Here is an 18,935-nt window from a genome sequence, read left to right on the forward strand (position 1 = left end):
AGCGTCTTCATGATACTAAATGAGCTAATGGCGGCAAAACTAACTACTTCTGCAATTCAAAAAACTGTTTTCACTATATTGGTGATCACATCTCAACTTTTATATTCTCAAAAAAAGAAGAATGATACTCTGAAGGAAGAATCCATTAAGGCAATCAGTCTCTACAAAAAGAATTTTAAAGAGATCCTTCCGGCACAAACCCTAGAGGGAGAGCAGCTGGAAAGACTGAACAGCCAATCTGTTGCAGATGCACTGCGGTATTTTTCAGGTGTTCAGATCAAAGACTATGGAGGATTGGGCGGTTTGAAAACCATTAATATCCGAAGTATGGGAAGCCAGCATGTAGGTGTTTTTTATGATGGAATTCAACTGGGGAATGCCCAAAACGGGCTGGTAGATCTGGGAAGATATTCTTTGGACGATCTGGAAGAAATATCATTGTATAACGGCCAGAAAAGTGAAATCTTTCAGCCGGCAAAAGACTTCGGGTCTTCCGGATCTATCTATTTACAGCCTAAAACTCCGGTATTTAAAGGAAATAGGAAAACCAATCTTGTTATAAGAGCAAAAAGTGCTTCAATTGATCTTTTCAATCCTTCATTCCGATTGGAACAGAAGATTTCAGACCGGGTTTCTGCCAGCTTCAGTGGAGAATTTATGCAGAGTGACGGAATTTACAGATTTCGATATGCCAAGAAATATCCTGATGGACAACAGGCTTATGATACCATCGCAAAGAGACAGGATTCAGACATTCGGGCAAAACGTTTTGAAACTTCTTTAAATGGAACTTTAAATAACGGAAGCTGGAACATCCGTGGTTATGGTTATATTTCAAACCGTGGAATGCCGGCTCCTATTGTGAATGGTCGTTTTGGAGGAAGAGGAGCGAGACTTTCCGATGAAAATTATTTTGTGCAGGCTAATCTGAGAAAAAAGCTGTTTCCCAAATTTGAAACACAGCTGAAAGCAAAATTCGCTTACGATTATACTCATTTCATGGATACGGTTCGTTCACAATCTATTATTTATACCGATAACACCTATATCCAGCGAGAGCTTTACCTTTCTTCATCCAATATCTATTCAATCACGCCCAATTGGGATGTCAGCCTGAGTGGAGATTTTCAGTACAATAATCTGGACGCCAATCTGGATAATTTTTCTTATCCTACCCGTTACACAACATTGGTAGCATTGGCAACAACGTATCAGTGGAACAGGTTCAAAATTCTGGGAAGCCTTTTAGGGACCTTTACTTTTGAAGAAGTAAGGAAAAACAAAAGACCGGGAGATGCCAGAGAATGGACACCTGCTGTATTTATGAGCTATCAGCCGGAAATTATTCCCGAACTTACCCTTAGAGCATTTTATAAAAGAATTTTCCGACTTCCAACCTTCAATGATTTGTATTATACCAATATCGGAAATACTTACCTGAAACCGGAATTCACCAATCAGTATGATGTAGGATTTACCTATCAGAAGAATTATAAAAATGGTTTCTTTAAAAGCTTTTATGCTAAAGCAGACGGCTATTATAACAAAGTTCAGGATAAAATTGTAGCGGCTCCTAACGGAAGCATGTTCCGCTGGCTGATGATGAACCTTGGAATGGTTGAAATCATAGGAGCCGATGTAAATCTTCAGACTGAATTACAGCTGGGACAAGTAAAGCTAAGACCATTGCTTTCCTATACTTATCAAAGTGCCAGAGATATGAGTGATCCGGAGGATACTTTCTATCGCAATCAGATTCCTTATACACCATGGCACAGCGGATCATTCACCCTGATGGCGGATTATAAAGACTGGAGTTTCAATTACAGTGCAATGTACGTAGGAGAAAGATATGACGTGAATCAGGATAATATTCAATACAATTATGTTCAGCCCTGGTATACTCACGATCTGTCTGTTCAGAAAAAATTCAATTGGGCGAGTCATCAATTTAAAGTAAGCCTTGAGATGAATAATATTTTCAATCAATACTATGATGTGGTCATCAATTATCCGATGCCAGGAAGAAATTTTAAACTTATTCTAAACTTCACCCTATGAGAAAACTAAACTTTTATTTTTTATTTATTGTATTAGCTTTTCTTACTTCATGCCGTACAGATGACATTATTGTCCGTCAGGAAGTGGTAGAAGGTCTTCCCTCAGAAAATACGGCTATAAAAGGCTTTTATATGCTCAATGAAGGGAATATGGGGAGCAATAAATGTACGCTGGATTTTTTTGATTATACCAAAGGAACCTATTACCGGAATATCTACGCAGAAATTAACCCCAATGTGGTAAAAGAACTGGGAGATGTAGGAAATGATATCAAAGTCTACGGAAGCAAACTCTATATTGTTGTGAATGTTTCCAATAAAATTGAAGTGCTGGATGCCAAAACAGCTAAGCGTATTACCTCTATTCCGCTGCAAAATTGCAGATATCTTGCCTTCAAAGACGGGAAAGCTTATGCCAGCAGCTATGCCGGGCCTGTAGCTATTAACCCCAAAGCACCGAAAGGAAAAGTAGTGGAGATTGATACCACTTCTCTTTCCATTCAGCGTGAAGTGGTAGTAGGATACCAGCCGGAAGAAATGGAAGTTGTTGGAAATAACCTATTTGTAGCCAATTCCGGAGGATACAAAGCTCCCGATTATGACAATACAGTTTCCGTCATTGATCTGAACACTTTTACAGAACTCAAAAAAATAGATGTTGCCATTAATCTTCACCACCTTAAAAAAGACAATTACGGTGATCTTTATGTAACCTCAAGAGGAGATTATTATAACGTTCCTTCCAGTTTGTATTTAATAGATGCAGCTACCGGAACTGTGAAGAAAAATTTCAATCTCTCCGTGAGCGAAATGACCATTGTGAATGATAAACTTTATTTCTACGGAAATGAATTCAATTACAATACCCACAGCTATAAAAAGAGTTTTGGAATCATTGATGTAAAAACAGAACAGATCATTGCCAACAGAATTTTTGATAAAGAATATGAAGATGCCATTAAAACACCTTACGGAATTGCAGTAAATCCGATCACAGAAGATATCTATATGACAGACGCCAGAAATTACGTATCCATGGGGTTTGTCTATTGCTTTGATAAAAACGGACACTTTAAATGGAAAACGGAAGGCGGGAATATCCCTGCTCATTTCGCTTTTTTATACAAATAACCAAACTTAAAGAAATGAACAGAAATACCTTTACTTATTTAAAAATCGGAATTTTATCATGCTTCCTCGTAGGAGTGATAGCTTGTAAACATGACGATGAAGATGAATTTACATTTAATGGTCTTGATGATTCCTATACCATTGAGCGTTTCAAAGTTCTGAGCATTCCTACTCATGCTTCAGGGTCGGTTATCTGGAGTATTAATGATTCCATTATTTCTCAAAATTCAGAACTAGAATTTATTAGTCCAAAGGCAGATGCTTATCCTTTGACTTTAAAAATTAATAATAAAGGAAACGAGCAGGTTTTTCATTCTAAAATAATCGTTACCAAGGAAAAAACACCTTACAGTAAATATATTTCCAAAGTATTAGAGTTCCGCCCTGCTGTAGGACAGTTTATGAACGAAATTCCGGAATATTTGCCGGGAAATACAGCTGCAAATATGCTTCAGAAAGCTAATGAATCTTTGGTGGGAGGAAATTCTACCATGATCAGTTTGGGAGGTTATGGCGGATACGTAGTTTTCGGTTTTGATCATACCATTCCCAATCTGAATGGGCGTGATTTTAAAGTACTGGGAAATGCATTCTTTGGAAATGATGCTGCTGATCAACGCTCAGGATCTTGTGAGCCGGGAATTATTATGGTAGCCTACGACCGAAACAAAAACGGAAAACCGGACAATGACGAATGGTACGAAATTGCAGGCAGTGAATATTTTAAAAATACCACAGTAAAAGATTACAGCATCACTTATTATAAACCTAACGAAAATAAAATACCTGTACCCGGAACTGAATTCTGGCAGACTGATGTAGAATATATCAAGTGGAGTGATAATCTGGGAAATCAGGGATTCAAAACAAAAAATACTTTCCATGTACAAAGTTATTATCCTTTATGGTTTACAGATCCTTCATACAGCTTTTCAGGAACCAGACTGGCGAATAATTTCTTCGATCAGAGCGGGGACGGATCCTATTGGGTAGGGAAATCCTACGAGTTTGGCTATGCAGATAATGCTCCGAATACAGATGCAGCCTCCAACATTGATATTTCATGGGCGGTAGACAGAAGCGGAAAATATGTGAAGCTTCCCGGAGTCGATTTTATGAAAATATATACGGGAGTCAATCAGGAAGCTGGCTGGCTGGGAGAAGTTTCTACAGAAGTAGCGGGAGCTTACGATTTACATTTCAAATAATAATACAATCTATTTAAATTAATAAAAAATGAAAAAGTTTTATCTTTTTATGATGCTTTTTCTGTTTGCATGCGTATCAAATGCACAGATAAAAGTTCAGGGTGTACCCAGAAATGATATTTCAGGGATCAGCAAGCTTAATACCACTACCATCAGTTTTTCTGATATTCAGTATTGGGTAGGATCAGGATCCAATCAGGCTGCTTTTGTAGTACAGTGGAACGACAGCAAGAATCCGGATGCCATGGTTTGGGGATTCAAATGGGACGGAAACGCCACAGGAGAAGACATGCTGAAGGCTATTGCTAAAGCAGATCACAGGCTATACACTTTGCTGTATCAGGGAACTCAATTTGGATCAGCGGTAGGAGGAATAGGTTTTGATCTTAACGGGCAGAACACCAATGCACTGATCAAAAGTGGAAACACCACTTATCCGTTATATCCGGTAAATGGTTTTGTGAATACCACAGCTTATGATTTTGACAGCTATACCATTGTAGATGCTGCCAACGATCACTGGCAATCCGGCTGGACAGTGAATGGGTATTGGGCGTATTGGGTAAAGAATCCTGCTGATACGGATTTCGGATATTCTAACGTAGGGGCTTCTTCACGTGTATTGGAAAACGGTTCATGGGATGTTTGGAATTTTAACGTAGGGTTTAATGAAACTCCTATTTCTTCCACACTTACTCCGGTTTCTCCATACGTAGCTTCTACTAACTTTACGAATGGATATTTCATGGTAAACGAAGAATGGTTTGGTCATACTAATGGCTCTGTGAATTTCATTGACAATAATGGCCAGATCAATTACCGTGTGTACAGTAACGCCAACAATAACCAGGCTTTCGGAGCGACTACACAATACGGAACCATCTATGGAGATAAATTCTATTTTGTATCAAAACAGGCTGCTGATGGAGGAGATACTCAGTATACTCCGGGAGGAAGACTTGTTGTTGCTAATGCGCAGACAATGCAGAAAATTGCAGGATTCAACAACATCGGAGGCGGTGACGGAAGATCTTTTGTAGGAGTAAACGAACACAAAGGATATATTGGTACTTCTACAGGAATTGTTCTTTTTAATATTGATAATTTACAGGTTGGTACTTTAATTGCCGGAACCGGCGGAACAGGACAGATTGGGAACATGATCCGTACTTCACAATATGTATTTGCTGTGAAGCAGGGAGCTGGAATTTTAGTTATTGATCCTAATACGGATACGATAGTGAGTACAATTGCCGGAGGTTTCTACTCGGTTGCTCAGGCTAAAGACGGAAGTGTATGGGGGATTCAGGATCAGAAATTGATTAACATCAATCCTACAACTTTCGCAACACAGATTTACAATATTCCTACAACGAAGTACATCGGTGACTGGGGAGCATGGAATGCTGGTAAATTTTCAGCAAGTAACAAAGAAAATGCTTTATACTGGATCAACTCAATTAGCAGCTTTAGCTCAGGATCACAGATTGTAAGATTTGATGTTACAACGAAAACATTTAATGAAAACTTTGCAGCTATTCCAGGACAGACAGGACAGTTTAAGCAGATTCCTTACGGTGCGGCTCTTCGTGTAAATCCTATTACCGGAGAATTGGTTCTGAATACTACAGAAAGCGGATATGGAGCGCACTATCAGAAAAACTGGATTCATACCTATAATATGTCCGGAGCTCTTATCAACACCAAAACGCTGAATGATTACTATTGGTTCCCTTCACTGACGGTATTTACCAATAATTCAGTTCCTGTGGTGAGTAATGTTTTGCCTTCACAGGTTACAGCTGGAAATACTACAGCGATTGATTTGAAATCAATAGTTTCTGACGCCGATAATATGGCCGTATCAGTAGTAAAATCTATAAAATCAAACAGCAATCCTACAGCAGTTTCTGTGGCTATTAATAATAATGATGAATTAGTTCTTACGCCACTTACTTCAGGAACATCTGATATTGTGATCAGCTTCAACTCGAATGGTAAATTGGCAGAAAAGACAATTACTGTAAATAGTACAGCTTCAACATTGGCTACTGCTGAAGTGAAAAAACTTGAGTTCGGTATTTATCCAAATCCGGTTGTTGACATCCTTACCATTAAAACTCAGGAGAAAATCCAGAATGTTTCTATTTATGATGCTTCAGGGAGAGCAGTTAATGCACAGCTGAATAACGGACAGATCAATGTAAGTGCACTTCCAAAAGGTATTTATATTCTAAAAGCTGTTACAGATAAAGCTGTATATCAGCAAAAGGTAATCAAAAACTAATACGGTTTTAGATAGTAATCTTGTTAACATAACCCTGACCAAAACTGGTCAGGGTTTTTTATAATACATAAGTGAAGCTTTTAATTCATTAACAGTTGTCATGAATTAATCTCATAAAAAACCCGGCAAGCTTGAAAAGCTTGCCGGGTTCGATTTGTTATGTCTTTTTTTTATTTGATAATCACCTTTTTAGAGTATGTTTTTCCTTCTTTTGTCTGAAGTTTCATAATATATACTCCCTGTGGCTGTTTGGTATCAAAAGTATTTGAATTCAGTTTAGAACGGAATACCTCTTTTCCTGAAGTATTTGTTAAAGTAACCTCCGAACCTTCTGCAGCAACATTTTTGTCAAGAGTAAACAATCCGTCCTGGCTGTGAGCCATGAAATTGATGAAAGGATCTTTATACTGGTAAGCATAGTATACTCTAAGTTCTCCGCCAATATTCAGTAATCCAGAGTTCACATTGATTTTGATTCGGTCAAATGGAATGTTCATGGTCATTTCAATTTCTCCTTTGCTTGGATCTGTGCCTCCAAGATTGATCAATTTTGTAGCAAGACTTGTGTAATCGTTATTCGAAACGTCACCATTAAATGTCTCAATTGATGCACCTCCCAATACCTGAGCGGATAGAGGAGTTCCGTTGGAACCAATAGCAAGAACAAGCTTATTCGTATTGTTAGCGATATTAGTAGTAGGGAAGATCAATGTTTGTTCTGTTCTCGCCAGCAATCCTACTGATACCTGAAGAGTAGAGTAGTCATTTTCGTTACTCCCTACTGCATTTTGCGGATTCAATACCCCGCAACCTATGCATAATCCCAATACCTGATTGGTTTGGCTGCTTGCATAGGTTTTTACAATCTGTGCAGAAGACATTACACTTGTTAAAAATAGGAATGATGCCAAAATTGCAGCTTTCATTGTGCGTTGGCTAAGTAATAAATAAGTTTTCATATGTAGAAAAATTTTGGGTTTTTAGCTTTGTGTAAATTTATAAATAAAATGATTATGTTGCTTATTTTATTTCATATTTACGTGATTTGTTAATAATTTGTTGATATATGTGATTTTGAATTTATTTTTATTCAATAATGATATTTCTTCTATTTCTTTGAAAATGAAGACAAAAAAATACGGCAGACCAGAATAAGTCTACCGTATTAAGTGATCTATTATTTAATTATTTTATTAAAACTTTTTTGGAATAAGTTTTTCCATCTTTCGTCTGTACATTCATAATATAAACTCCTTCTGGCTGTTTAGATTCAAATGTATTGGATTTTAATGTAGAGCGAAATACTTCTTTTCCTGAAGTATTATACAAAGTAACTTCAGAGCCTTCTACGGCAACATTGCCTCCAAGAGTGACCTGTCCATTCTGACTGTGAGCAGTAATGTTTGCCAATGGATCCTGGTAAGCATAGTAAATTCTGAATCCGCCGCCAAGACTTAATACACCTCCGGTTAAGCCGATTCTTATTCCATCATAAGGCTTTGCTGGTTTGAACTCTACTGTACCTCTGTTTGGAGTAGCTCCCAGTTTTAGGAGGCTTACATCTATCGTTCTTCGATCATCATTGGAAGTTCCCCCATTCATTGTTTCAAGAGTGACTCCGCTTAATAATTGTACAGATAAAGGAATGTTGTCTGTTCCGATTCCTACCACAAGTCTTGTATCTGATCTCAGATCAGGAAAGATTAGAGTTTGTTGTATTCCTCCTAATAAAACTGTTCCCAATACCATTGTTGAATAATCATCCTCATTAAATCCTACAGCATTCAACGGGTTGTCAATACGGCATCCAAGGCATGCTACCCCAAATACGCCGGAGCTTTGCGCGTGCGCATAAATTCTGTTCTGTGCAAAAGATAAAGTGCTTGTTGATAATAGAAATAAAGCCATCAATCCGGCTTTAAAAGAGAATTTTTTTCCCAAAAGTAAATTAATTTTCATGTTATATATTTTTTGAATTAATAGTTTTAGCCAAATTTAAGCATTAAAAGGACAAGTAAAAAATAATATTTCCATTATTAGTGATATTTTAAATAAAATTTAATATTACTATATAATTACTTGGGCTTATGCTATAGTGTAAGTTGGGTTATTTATTTTCACCAAAAAGTAGAGTCATTAGAATATATAAGGTAAAAATGGCGAGAGATATGAATCTCTTTTACTATAAGGATTAGTATAATGTAACCGGAGATCGAAAGGGATAGATGATATCCTGATTCAGGGTAATAGATGATCAAAGAATTGTTAGGTAAAGATTGTCCAATAGAGTAGGGAAACGAAAAAGGACTTCCGAAAAAGTCCTTTTGTAGCCCGTAGGGGAATCGAACCCCTCTTACCAGAATGAAAATCTGAGGTCCTAACCGATAGACGAACGGGCCCTCTATCTTCCATTACCGAAATAATGTGTTAGCTTTTGTTTTTATAAGTATCAACTCTTAATCTTGTAGCCCGTAGGGGAATCGAACCCCTCTTACCAGAATGAAAATCTGAGGTCCTAACCGATAGACGAACGGGCCGGTTAGATTTATTTTAATATAGCTTTTTCTACTGTGATCTTTATAAAACCACCGTTATTACAGTGGTCTTATAAGATGTAAGTAGCCCGTAGGGGAATCGAACCCCTCTTACCAGAATGAAAATCTGAGGTCCTAACCGATAGACGAACGGGCCAGCTATATTATTACGCTAATTTATTAACGTGCTTTGTCAATTTGCTTTTCAAGTTAGCAGCTTTGTTCTTGTGGATAATATTTTTCTTAGCTAATTTATCCAATAAAGCGATAACTTTTGGCAGTTGTTCTGTAGCAGCAGCTTTGTTCTCTTCATTTCTTAAAGCTTTTAAAGCTGTTCTAGCAGTCTTGTGGTAATATCTGTTACGAAGTCTTCTAGTTTCGTTTTGTCTGATTCTTTTTAGTGCTGATTTATGATTTGCCATATCGTTTAAATGTGAGTGCAAAACTATAAACTTTTTTTAAAACTACCAAATTTATTTTCGAAAATTTTAATTTTCTTCTGAAAGGTACTTTCTAAGCTTATTTATTGCTTGTTCTATTTTTAAATTTTCTTGTTCTTTCTCTATTTTTTTGATCGTATTTCCCAGCATGATCAGTGCGTTGTTCCATTCCCCAGTTGTATTGGTGAAAGTAAGTCCGTCAATTGTTACTTCAAAAGCAACCCTTTCTCCAGTCCTGTAAAGTCTGAAACTGATTTTATCATCGTTGCCTGTAATCCCGTCTTCATTGATTTTTAAATCATAACTTTTTGGGTTAGAGTGGATTTTCTTAAAAAGCAATTTCGCTTCTTGTATTTTTAAATCCGGCATGATATAAAATTTGATAGCCTGTAGATAACTACAAACATGATTTATAAATAATATTTTTCATCAGTGTGACCATATTTGTGTGACCAATTATGGTTAAAAATTTTTGCAAATATAATGCTTTTGTAAGATATAACGAAATAGAAGAGCCTTTAAAATGATTTTAAAATTTGGAATGAAAATATTGAAATAAAATAAATATAACACGACAACTTGGCGTTACCCGTATCTACATTTGGTTCAGATAAATACAAATGATATGAAAAAAAGATTAGATTATGTTTTAAGCAGAGACAAAAATGTAAAATCGCAGAAAATCATCAGGATAAACTTTGAGGAAGAATGAAAAAGACTATTGTAATATCAACAATTATTCTCTTCCTGTTCTCCTGCTCCAAAACAACAACAATAGAGCAGGTAAATTATGATTTAAAAGGAATGCTTGAAAACAAGGTTGAGGTTCAGAATCTTGAAATCAAAAAAATCTCTTCCTTTTCTGAAAACGGACATGAATTAGACAGTATTTATTTTGATTGCGATCTTTTGTTTACCAATGATTTGTTTTCAGAAGATTTCAAATTTAACAAGGGTATGAATGTATCTTCTCAAAACAACGTGTTTATTTACAATAAATCAAACAAGTTGGTCGGTTTGAAGTTTGGAAGAACAAATCAGATTGACAAATAAAAATAATGCGTCACGTTTTGTCGCTTTGACATTATAGCTTTGCACTATAATTACTAAAGAATAGTTTAATAATAAAATCAAGAATATTCATACTACACCATTAAATAACTCTTTTTCTTGTGAACTAAAAAATATACTTTTGCAGGAAAATTAAAACATAATTATTTAATACATATACAAATATGAAAACACAATTATTTTCGCTGGCACTATTAGTGTCATCATTCTCATTTGCACAAAGTTGGAATACAACAGGAAATTCAGGGACTAATCCATCCAATAATTTTATTGGGACTACAGACAATCAACCATTAGTTTTTAAAGCTAATAATAACCCATCACTTCGTATACTTTCCACAGGAGCCTTAAGGGTTGGACTCAATGATACGGATACTAATCCTTATACTACAATGAGAGTATATAATAACGACAATCCTGTTCTTGAAATTGCCAATTCATTAGGAAGGTTTCAAATTGGAAAATCTTCATGTAATGGCTGTTATGGTGGTGGTGTAGGAGATACTGTCTTAAGAAATCTTGACGTTTCTCATAATATTATTGTAGCTCAACCTAATGATGGTAATGACGGTTCTACCTATTTCGGTATTCAGGATGCTTATAATGGAACTTGGGTAAAGTTCTTCAATAATGCTATTGCTAGATTTGACGGTAAAATTAAGGCTAAAGAAGTTGAAGTAAAAGCCAATGTATGGGCTGATTATGTGTTTAAAAAAGAATACCAGCTTAGATCTTTAGAGGATGTTGAAAAACATATTAATGAAAAAGGGCACTTACCTAACATTCCAACTGCTCAGGAAGTACTCGAAAACGGAATTAACGTTGCTGAGATGAATTCTAAACTTCTTGAAAAGATTGAAGAATTAACATTATATTCTATTGATCAAAATAAGAAATTACAGCAACAGTCAGAAAAGATTGAACTATTAGAAAAGCAATCCGCGGAACTTAGAGAGTTGAAACAGCAGGTTCAACAATTATTATCAACACAAAAATAATCACAAATGAAAAGAAAATTACTATCATTATCATCCCTGATGATAGGATTCTTCGGGTTTTCCCAAACCGAAGTGTATTTCAAATATGATGAAGCAGGAAACCAACGATACAGGGGAACTGATTTAGCTGGGAAAACAGCAGAAAAGTCTGTACAAACTGTAGCTAAAACAGTTTCCGTCACTCAAACTATGGATGAAACCTCATTTTGGAAACAGATAAGATTATATCCTGTTCCTGTAAATGATATTTTAACAATAGACTGGACAGAGGAAGTAGATGGACTCATAGAATCTGTTTCACTCTATCAACACAGCACTGTTCACTGGAAATTCCAACAGAAGAATATACCTGATCTTAACAAACAAGTCAAAATTAACATGACGGGGTATGACTGGGGAGTGTATGTTGTACGCTTTACACTAAAAGACGGTAGAATTTTCAGTAAAAATATCACCAAACGATAAGAGCTATGAAACGTTACGATAAGAAAATAAAGATATTTTCAACAATTATACTGTCTCTTTGTTCGGTACTACTTTTTTCGCAGACCATACTGTATCAAACAGAAAGCAGCTCAAGAACGGTACAAGATCCACAATCAGTAGTGTTAGCTCAGGGATTCTATGCTTCTTCAAGCTCTTCAAATCCTTTTGTTGCTAAGATAGGTCCAACTACAGAAAATCCGGGAGGTGGACCAATTGATTCCAATGCAGGAGCTACTAATCCATCAGGGACAACTGTACCTGCTGGAAAGAGTTTTCATGATACCAGAGGAAATATTGATGTTAATGGAACTGGACAATTGCAGTTTACTTTACCCATTGCTTTACCGCCAGGGGTAAAAAGTGTAGCACCACAATTCAATTTGGTTTATACCAGTGGTACAGGAAATGGAATAGCAGGTTATTCTTGGAATCTTTCAGGAGTAACCTCTATTTCAAGAGCCGGAAAAACAATTGATAAAGATGCAGAGGCTAAGGGTGTTCAATTAGACTATACAGATCGTTATAGCTTCAATGGTCAAAGATTAATTTTAAGATCAGGAGAATACGGTAAAGACGGTGCAGAATATGTAACGGAAAAATATTCTAATATCAAAATAAAATCTGTTGGATCTATAAACGGGCAGGCATGGCAAGGACCTGAATATTGGGAAGTGACTTTTGAGGATGGATCGCAGGCATGGTATGGAGCAACTACTTCAGGGCTTAATAGCGCCAGGACACCGATTGAATATAATATTGTGAAATGGAAAGACAGTAAAGGTAATTATATCACGTATGATTATTTACAAACAGGAGTTTCAAATGTAGCCATTATTTCAAGTATCCAATGGGGAGGAAATGAGACGTTAAATAAACCTCATTTTAACAAAATAGATTTTACCTATATTAATAGAAGCTTAGCTGAGGATTCCTATGTTGGAGGGGTTCGTTTCTTACAAACTCAATTATTATCTGAAATTAAAGTCACCTCAAGCGGAAACCTATTTAAACGATATGCAATTAATTATCTAAAAAATGGAACGAATTATGAGATTGTTGATAAAATAATAGAGTACAATACTGATAGCAATACTAATAATAATTTTGCCAATCCCGCATCTTTTACTTATCCAACTCCTACCCAGCCTGTTTTAGAGTTTTCAAACAATAATGTAGATAGCTTTGAAAACGTAAAACTGACAGGTGATTTTAACGGTGATGGATATTTGGATTTTTCTCTGAATAATGGTGTGGTCAAGCTGGGAGGACTCAATAATACCTTTACTGATATTTCTACGGGTAAAACCTTTAATACAGAAGCTAAAGTTGTTAATACATTGCTCGATGAAGAAGGACAAGTCTATAATGGGAATGGAATTGTTCAATATGAAGGAGGTAAAATTACAGGCTATATTTTCAGAGATAACTTATTTGTAAAAGTATTTGAAAAGTTTGTTTATGATGAATCAACTTGTACAAAAAGTAATTATCCTCCACCTGCTGGCTGTACAATGTTATCTCCTAAATTAAATGAAGGAGATCTTAATGGGGATGGTGTTTCAGATCTATTTTTCACATTAGAAAAGGAAGTTTGTCAGTGGGTTTATGATCCTAACTGCGTCAATAAAACATCCAATGACACGACTAACCGCCCTCCTCCATGCAGTATACTTGAATGCAATACTTATACTGTAGGAAACTTTATTGTTGATTTAAAAAATGCTAACAATCCTTTATCTACCTATACTCTAGATTCTGGAATCAATGAAAGTTCCTATTATAAACAACAATATCTGGATGTAGATGGGGACAGGAAAGTAGATATTATTGATGTTTCCAATACCGCTTATACTGTTTTTGAATTTATAAAAACAGCTCCTAATCAGTATCTCAAAAAGATAAAATTTACAGGCAATTTAGCCGAAACAAAAGCCCCGGAATTTGCAGTATTATTTGGAGACTTCAACGGTGATGGAAACCTTGACTTTACGATCCCAACTACAGATAACAAGGAAAAAGATAACTGGAGGTTTTATATGGGTATCGGAAAAGGGTTTTCCAATATCCTAAAAACCGACTTTTTGAAATATAGAAAACCTGATGACTATCAGAACAGTAATTATCCTACTTTTAATATTTACAGGAATTTTTATACAGTTTCAGATATTAATAAGGATGGTAAATCAGATATTGTACACATCAATTCTTTTAACAAAGCTGGTCAGGTAAATTCAAGCGGAGTTATACTTAACAGATACTATGGCTATACCATTGCTGCTTATACCGCTAATGGAGCTATGGCAAGTGGAAGTCCTGATTTCTTTACCAGTTATAATTATGGAGGGTATAATTATGTAACTGGTACTAGTGAATTTGCTTTATTCTCTCCGGTCACCTCACAGGTAAAGGTCAACAATAGCTATTATGACATATTATTATTCTGGAAAGAGAGAATGCATAAGCTAAAATCTCCCTCACCTGTTGGAAAATTATCTCAAGTACAATCCATTATTCAGGGAGATATTGTCACATCAGTAGATTACCTGGAAGTAATCCCGAATGACCCCGTACTTCCTAATTTTTATCAAAAAGTAAAAAAAGAATATTACCCTTATTTTTCATTAAGCAGAGCAGACCAGTCCTATGCAGTATCACAGCTTAGACAAGAAGGCAGAAAAAGGATTTCCGATACAGAGGAATGACAGGACATTTACAAGGCAAAGGAATGATGGGCTATCATCAGTCTGCCCGCAGCTCATGGTATGCTGATGGATTTGAAAATACTAAAATTTGGTCAGGAGTAGAGATTGATCCTCTTTTTGATGGAGTTCCAGTAAAAGAATGGAGCATCAGGACAAGCAATGAAAACAACATTTTTCCAACAGATATTTCTGAGAATAACTCTCAGTTATTGAGCTTCAAATCTACAGTATATGAGTCTTATAAATTGTTGAATGAACAGATAGTAAGTACTCCTATTTCTGACATTGATAAGCCAAAGGTTGTAACAGCGACTGTTCCAAAAAGCACTAAAACAAAAGACTTTCTTAGTGGTACAATAACAAACAGCTCTATTGTTTATGGAGACTATTATCTTCCTAAACAGACAGTAACCAATGTAAATAATGGTTATGCAGTAACTACTTCTGATTTTGAATACATTCATAATATATCAGCAGCAGGTTCTGATTATTTTGTTGGACGTCCAAAAAACAAAACAGAAACGCTGCAAGCTTATGGTGATACAAAATCTGCAAAAGAAGAATATACTTACGAAAGCAATCTTATAAAAACCTTAAAAACCTGGAATCGGGATAATACAGGATATTTGCTTGAAACCTATAACTATGACGGTTTCGGAAATATTATCCAGAAGACAATCAGCAATAGTGTTGACTCACAAACTCAAACAAGTGGAGTGCTTTATGATCCTAAAGGAAGATTTGTTGTAAAGAAAACAGATAATTTAGGATTAGAAACCAATATTGGATATAATGACTGGGGACAGATTCTGACTCAAACAGATCCGTTAGGAAATATTCTTACCAATACATATGATGGGTGGGGAAAATTATTGACCTCTAAAACCAATCTTGGCGGTACAACTACCTATCAATATAACAGAGATAATGATTCTAATATCACTGTTACCCAGTATGATTCAGATGGAGATATTTCAAAAAAATACACCAATAGATTAGGACAGGATTATAAAACTTCCGCCAAAGCATTTGGGCAAGGGAAATTTGTTTCTAAGGTTACTAAATATGATGTTTTAGGCAGAAAAACAGCTGAAAGTGAACCCTACTTTGATGATCAGACTGTCAGCTTATGGAACATAATTAATTATGATGATACATTTTTTCCTACAAAATTAACTGCTATATCATTGGCTTCATTAGATCCATCTGGTAATATAACTTCATTTTTAGGTAAAAAAATAGAAACATCTATTTCAGGATTAACAACAACCATAACTGAAGTTAATAATTATAATAAAATCACCTCTAAAACATCTGATGCACTAGGAAACACAGTTTCTACAACAGACAAAGGAGGAACTATACAATTCTCCTACAATGCAGCCGGAGAACAGATTAAAGCGCAATATGCTGAAAATATTGTAAATACCAAATATGATGCCTGGGGAAGAAAATCAGAATTTAATGATCCTTCCAACGGAATTTATAAATATGAGTATGACGGATTTGGACAACCCCTAAAGATTATAAGCCCTAAAGGAACTAAGGAATATACTTATAATACTTTGGGTCAACTTATTTCTCAGAAAGAGTTATCTACAGGCGATGGCGGACAGGCAACCAATAAATTGATTTCTTATTCGTATGATAATAAAGGAAGGGTTATTTCCAGATCGGGAACCTCTAAAGGGAAAGTTTATAGCTCTAATGTAGCGTATGATCCTCAGGGAAGGCTCTTATCTTCATCTGAAAGCAGTAATGGAAAATATTTTATCCAAAAAGGAATTACTTATGATGATAAAGCAAGGGTAATCTCTTATGAAAAGCAACTCTACTCTTCGGGTGTTCTTACTAAAGTTCAGATTGAAAATGTGTACAGTGCATGGAATGGTGAGTTGTATCAAGTAAAGGATAAAGTTACAGGCAAAGCCCTTTGGGAACTAAAAGAAACCAATGCTAAAGGACAAGTTCTGAAATCAAAGCTTGGAGCAGCAGATATTAACAATACCTATGGTACTAATGGTTTCTTGACAAATGTGAATCATTCTTCACAGGTAAAACCAGGTATCCTGCAACTATCTTACTCATTTGATGCCATCAAAAATGAACTGAAGAGCAGAACTACCGGAGGAGATTTTAACATTAATGAATCTTTTGATTATGATGATAATAATCGTTTGGTGAACTGGACGAATCCTGTAACCGGAATCAAGCCAACAAGCAATAGAAATGTTTACGACATCAAAGGAAGAATTACCCAAAATGATGAGGTAGGAACGATCAAGTTTGAAAATTCTGCTAAGATTTACCAAGCTACAGGAATGACATTAAATGCTGCCGGAGAGCAGAATTATAATAATGATTTAATACAAAGTATTACCTACAATGAGAACAATGACCCTGTATTCATTGATGGAATGAAAGGAGATGTGGCCTTCCAGTATGGCTTAACTTCAATGAGACAGAGAGTAACCTATGGAGGTAATTTTAGCGGTGATGGTGATGGTAAGTTCACTAAGTTTTATAGTGAGGATGGGAGCTTTGAAGTGGTAAAAGATAATACAACCGGAAAGGAGAAGCATATTCTTTACATTGGAGGTACTCCTTATGAATCAAATATTGTATATTTAAAAAACTTTGCTGAGAGCAGCGGTTCTTATAAATTTTTGCATAAAGATTATATCGGAAGTATCCTGGCGATCAGTGATGAAGCCGGAAACAAATTAGAACAAAGGCATTTCGATGCCTGGGGTAATTTCACCCATCTTCAAATCGGAAACGGAGCAGTTATAACAGATAAAAATACAATTGACAATACTTCGCTATTATTGGAAAGGGGATACACGAGCCATGAGCATTTTGCAGAGGTGGGTATCATCCATATGAATGGTAGATTGTATGATCCTTTACTGAGAAGATTCTTAAATGCAGATGAGAATATCCAGGATCCTTATAACACACAGAATTACAACAAGTATGGGTATGTATTGAATAATCCCCTGATGTTTAATGATCCTAGTGGAGAGTTTGCCTGGGCAGCAGGATTTTTCTTAACATATGTTGCTCCGGTGATTTGGGGAGCAGTAGTAGGAACCTTGATTAGTGTAGGCATGTATACGATACAGTCACTAGTAATGAATAGCTGGTCATGGAATGGTTTTGCCAATGCGCTGTTAATGGGTGCTGTTACGGGTGGAGTCTCTGGTGGATTAGGACAGGTTTTCAGTGCCAGTGGCTTCTGGGGAACAGTTGGTAACAGTACTTTAGCAGGTGCTGGAAGTGGAGGAGCTACTGCTCTAATTACTGGACAGAATTTCCTTGAAGGGGTGATAAAAGGAGCTGTGATAGGGGGCGGCGTAGCAGTCCTTAGTCATTCAATAAAATATTTTGTAAATGGCAATTACAAATCTCACGCTTTTTATGCTTCAGGTACCCATGGAGATTACAAATATGATCCTTCTATAAGTAAAGAAGCTATGCAACAAAACATTAATGATGTTCAAAACAGTCTTTTTCCTGAAAGTGACCCTATAAGTAATTATGGAGTTGCTCAAAATACTTTGGGACCAGGAAATTCTGAAGGCTTTTTAGCTTTTGGTGAAAAAAATCAAAATCTACTCGCCTTTGCAAGCCCACAAAATTACCTTTCGGGAAACACTGATATTTTGTACTCTCCGCTAGCTGCACAACATAAAGACTTATTAGGAATAGTAATGGTGCACGAGACTGGACACGCTTACCTAAATATGTTGGGCTTAGCAGGTTCTTATATTACTAGAAATAAATGGGACGAATCATTGTCTTTAAGTAAAAAGTATAACACTACAGACCATTTTGCAATTTTAAAACTCGAAAATTATTATGCAAATAAAAATAATTTAAATATTTTAAAAATGTTTGGAGTTGATACTGAGACATTGTCTGTGGAGTTTATTAATTTCAGCAAAAGTATTCAAAATGAAGTTAACACTTTATATCAGAAGTTATTTCCAGTATTTAATAGAGTAATGAAATAAAT

13 protein-coding genes and 3 tRNA genes are annotated in these 18,935 nt (G+C 35.8%); 9 read left to right on the top strand and 7 right to left on the bottom strand.

What is annotated here, in order from left to right; genetic code table 11:
• Window positions 1-27: 27 nt before the first annotated feature.
• The 4 genes from LKL37_RS17080 to LKL37_RS17095 are packed head-to-tail and all read left to right on the top strand — an operon-like array spanning window position 28 to window position 6,686.
• Window positions 28-2,061 carry a TonB-dependent receptor plug domain-containing protein gene (locus LKL37_RS17080; protein WP_431611698.1) on the top strand — a complete coding sequence of 678 codons (2,034 nt, stop codon included), beginning with the start codon at window positions 28-30 and terminating at the stop codon, window positions 2,059-2,061.
• Window positions 2,058-3,191 carry a YncE family protein gene (locus LKL37_RS17085; protein ID WP_431611699.1) on the top strand — a complete coding sequence of 378 codons (1,134 nt, stop codon included), beginning with the start codon at window positions 2,058-2,060 and terminating at the stop codon, window positions 3,189-3,191. Before LKL37_RS17080 ends, LKL37_RS17085 begins: the two co-directional genes overlap by 4 nt.
• A gap of 14 nt (window positions 3,192-3,205) precedes the next feature.
• Complete coding sequence (locus tag LKL37_RS17090) at window positions 3,206-4,399, top strand: cell surface protein (protein ID WP_431611700.1); 1,194 nt, start codon at window positions 3,206-3,208, stop codon at window positions 4,397-4,399.
• A gap of 28 nt (window positions 4,400-4,427) precedes the next feature.
• Window positions 4,428-6,686, top strand: coding sequence for a DUF5074 domain-containing protein (locus tag LKL37_RS17095; RefSeq protein ID WP_431611701.1), 2,259 nt, complete (start codon window positions 4,428-4,430; stop codon window positions 6,684-6,686).
• Between the two features lie 170 nt (window positions 6,687-6,856).
• Here the strand turns inward: LKL37_RS17095 and LKL37_RS17100 are convergent, their stop codons facing one another.
• The 7 genes from LKL37_RS17100 to LKL37_RS17130 all read right to left on the bottom strand — a co-directional run bounded on the left by LKL37_RS17100 (window position 6,857) and on the right by LKL37_RS17130 (window position 10,029).
• A complete protein-coding gene (locus LKL37_RS17100) occupies window positions 6,857-7,645 on the bottom strand; it encodes a T9SS type A sorting domain-containing protein (protein WP_431611702.1) in 789 nt (262 codons plus the stop codon).
• Window positions 7,646-7,871: 226 nt separating this feature from the next.
• Window positions 7,872-8,645, bottom strand: coding sequence for a T9SS type A sorting domain-containing protein (locus LKL37_RS17105; RefSeq protein ID WP_431611703.1), 774 nt, complete (start codon window positions 8,643-8,645; stop codon window positions 7,872-7,874).
• 368 nt (window positions 8,646-9,013) lie between these two features.
• Window positions 9,014-9,085, bottom strand: a tRNA-Glu gene (locus LKL37_RS17110).
• 66 nt (window positions 9,086-9,151) lie between these two features.
• Window positions 9,152-9,223, bottom strand: a tRNA-Glu gene (locus LKL37_RS17115).
• An 82-nt stretch (window positions 9,224-9,305) separates the two neighbouring features.
• Window positions 9,306-9,377: transfer RNA gene (locus tag LKL37_RS17120), tRNA-Glu, on the bottom strand.
• Between the two features lie 10 nt (window positions 9,378-9,387).
• Window positions 9,388-9,642 (bottom strand): 30S ribosomal protein S20, encoded by a 255-nt coding sequence (rpsT, locus tag LKL37_RS17125; protein WP_002983073.1) that lies wholly within the window; start codon window positions 9,640-9,642, stop codon window positions 9,388-9,390.
• A 66-nt stretch (window positions 9,643-9,708) separates the two neighbouring features.
• On the bottom strand, window positions 9,709-10,029 hold the full coding sequence (locus LKL37_RS17130; RefSeq protein WP_431611704.1) for a hypothetical protein: 321 nt from the start codon (window positions 10,027-10,029) through the stop codon (window positions 9,709-9,711).
• A gap of 339 nt (window positions 10,030-10,368) precedes the next feature.
• Here LKL37_RS17130 and LKL37_RS17135 point away from each other — a divergent pair, with 339 nt between their 5' ends.
• The 5 genes from LKL37_RS17135 (at window position 10,369) to LKL37_RS17155 (ending at window position 18,933) form a co-directional block, all read left to right on the top strand.
• A complete protein-coding gene (locus LKL37_RS17135) occupies window positions 10,369-10,713 on the top strand; it encodes a hypothetical protein (RefSeq protein WP_431611705.1) in 345 nt (114 codons plus the stop codon).
• 182 nt (window positions 10,714-10,895) lie between these two features.
• A complete protein-coding gene (locus tag LKL37_RS17140; protein ID WP_431611706.1) occupies window positions 10,896-11,729 on the top strand; it encodes a cell wall anchor protein in 834 nt (277 codons plus the stop codon).
• Between the two features lie 6 nt (window positions 11,730-11,735).
• Entirely contained in the window at window positions 11,736-12,194 is a 459-nt protein-coding gene (locus LKL37_RS17145; protein WP_431611707.1) for a hypothetical protein, read from the top strand.
• Between the two features lie 5 nt (window positions 12,195-12,199).
• Window positions 12,200-14,917, top strand: coding sequence for a SpvB/TcaC N-terminal domain-containing protein (locus LKL37_RS17150; RefSeq protein WP_431611708.1), 2,718 nt, complete (start codon window positions 12,200-12,202; stop codon window positions 14,915-14,917).
• On the top strand, window positions 14,914-18,933 hold the full coding sequence (locus LKL37_RS17155; protein ID WP_431611709.1) for an RHS repeat domain-containing protein: 4,020 nt from the start codon (window positions 14,914-14,916) through the stop codon (window positions 18,931-18,933). Before LKL37_RS17150 ends, LKL37_RS17155 begins: the two co-directional genes overlap by 4 nt.
• Window positions 18,934-18,935: the final 2 nt, after the last annotated feature.

The sequence above is a fragment of the Chryseobacterium sp. 'Rf worker isolate 10' genome, from assembly GCF_050753305.1.
Classification (GTDB): Bacteria; Bacteroidota; Bacteroidia; order Flavobacteriales; family Weeksellaceae; genus Chryseobacterium.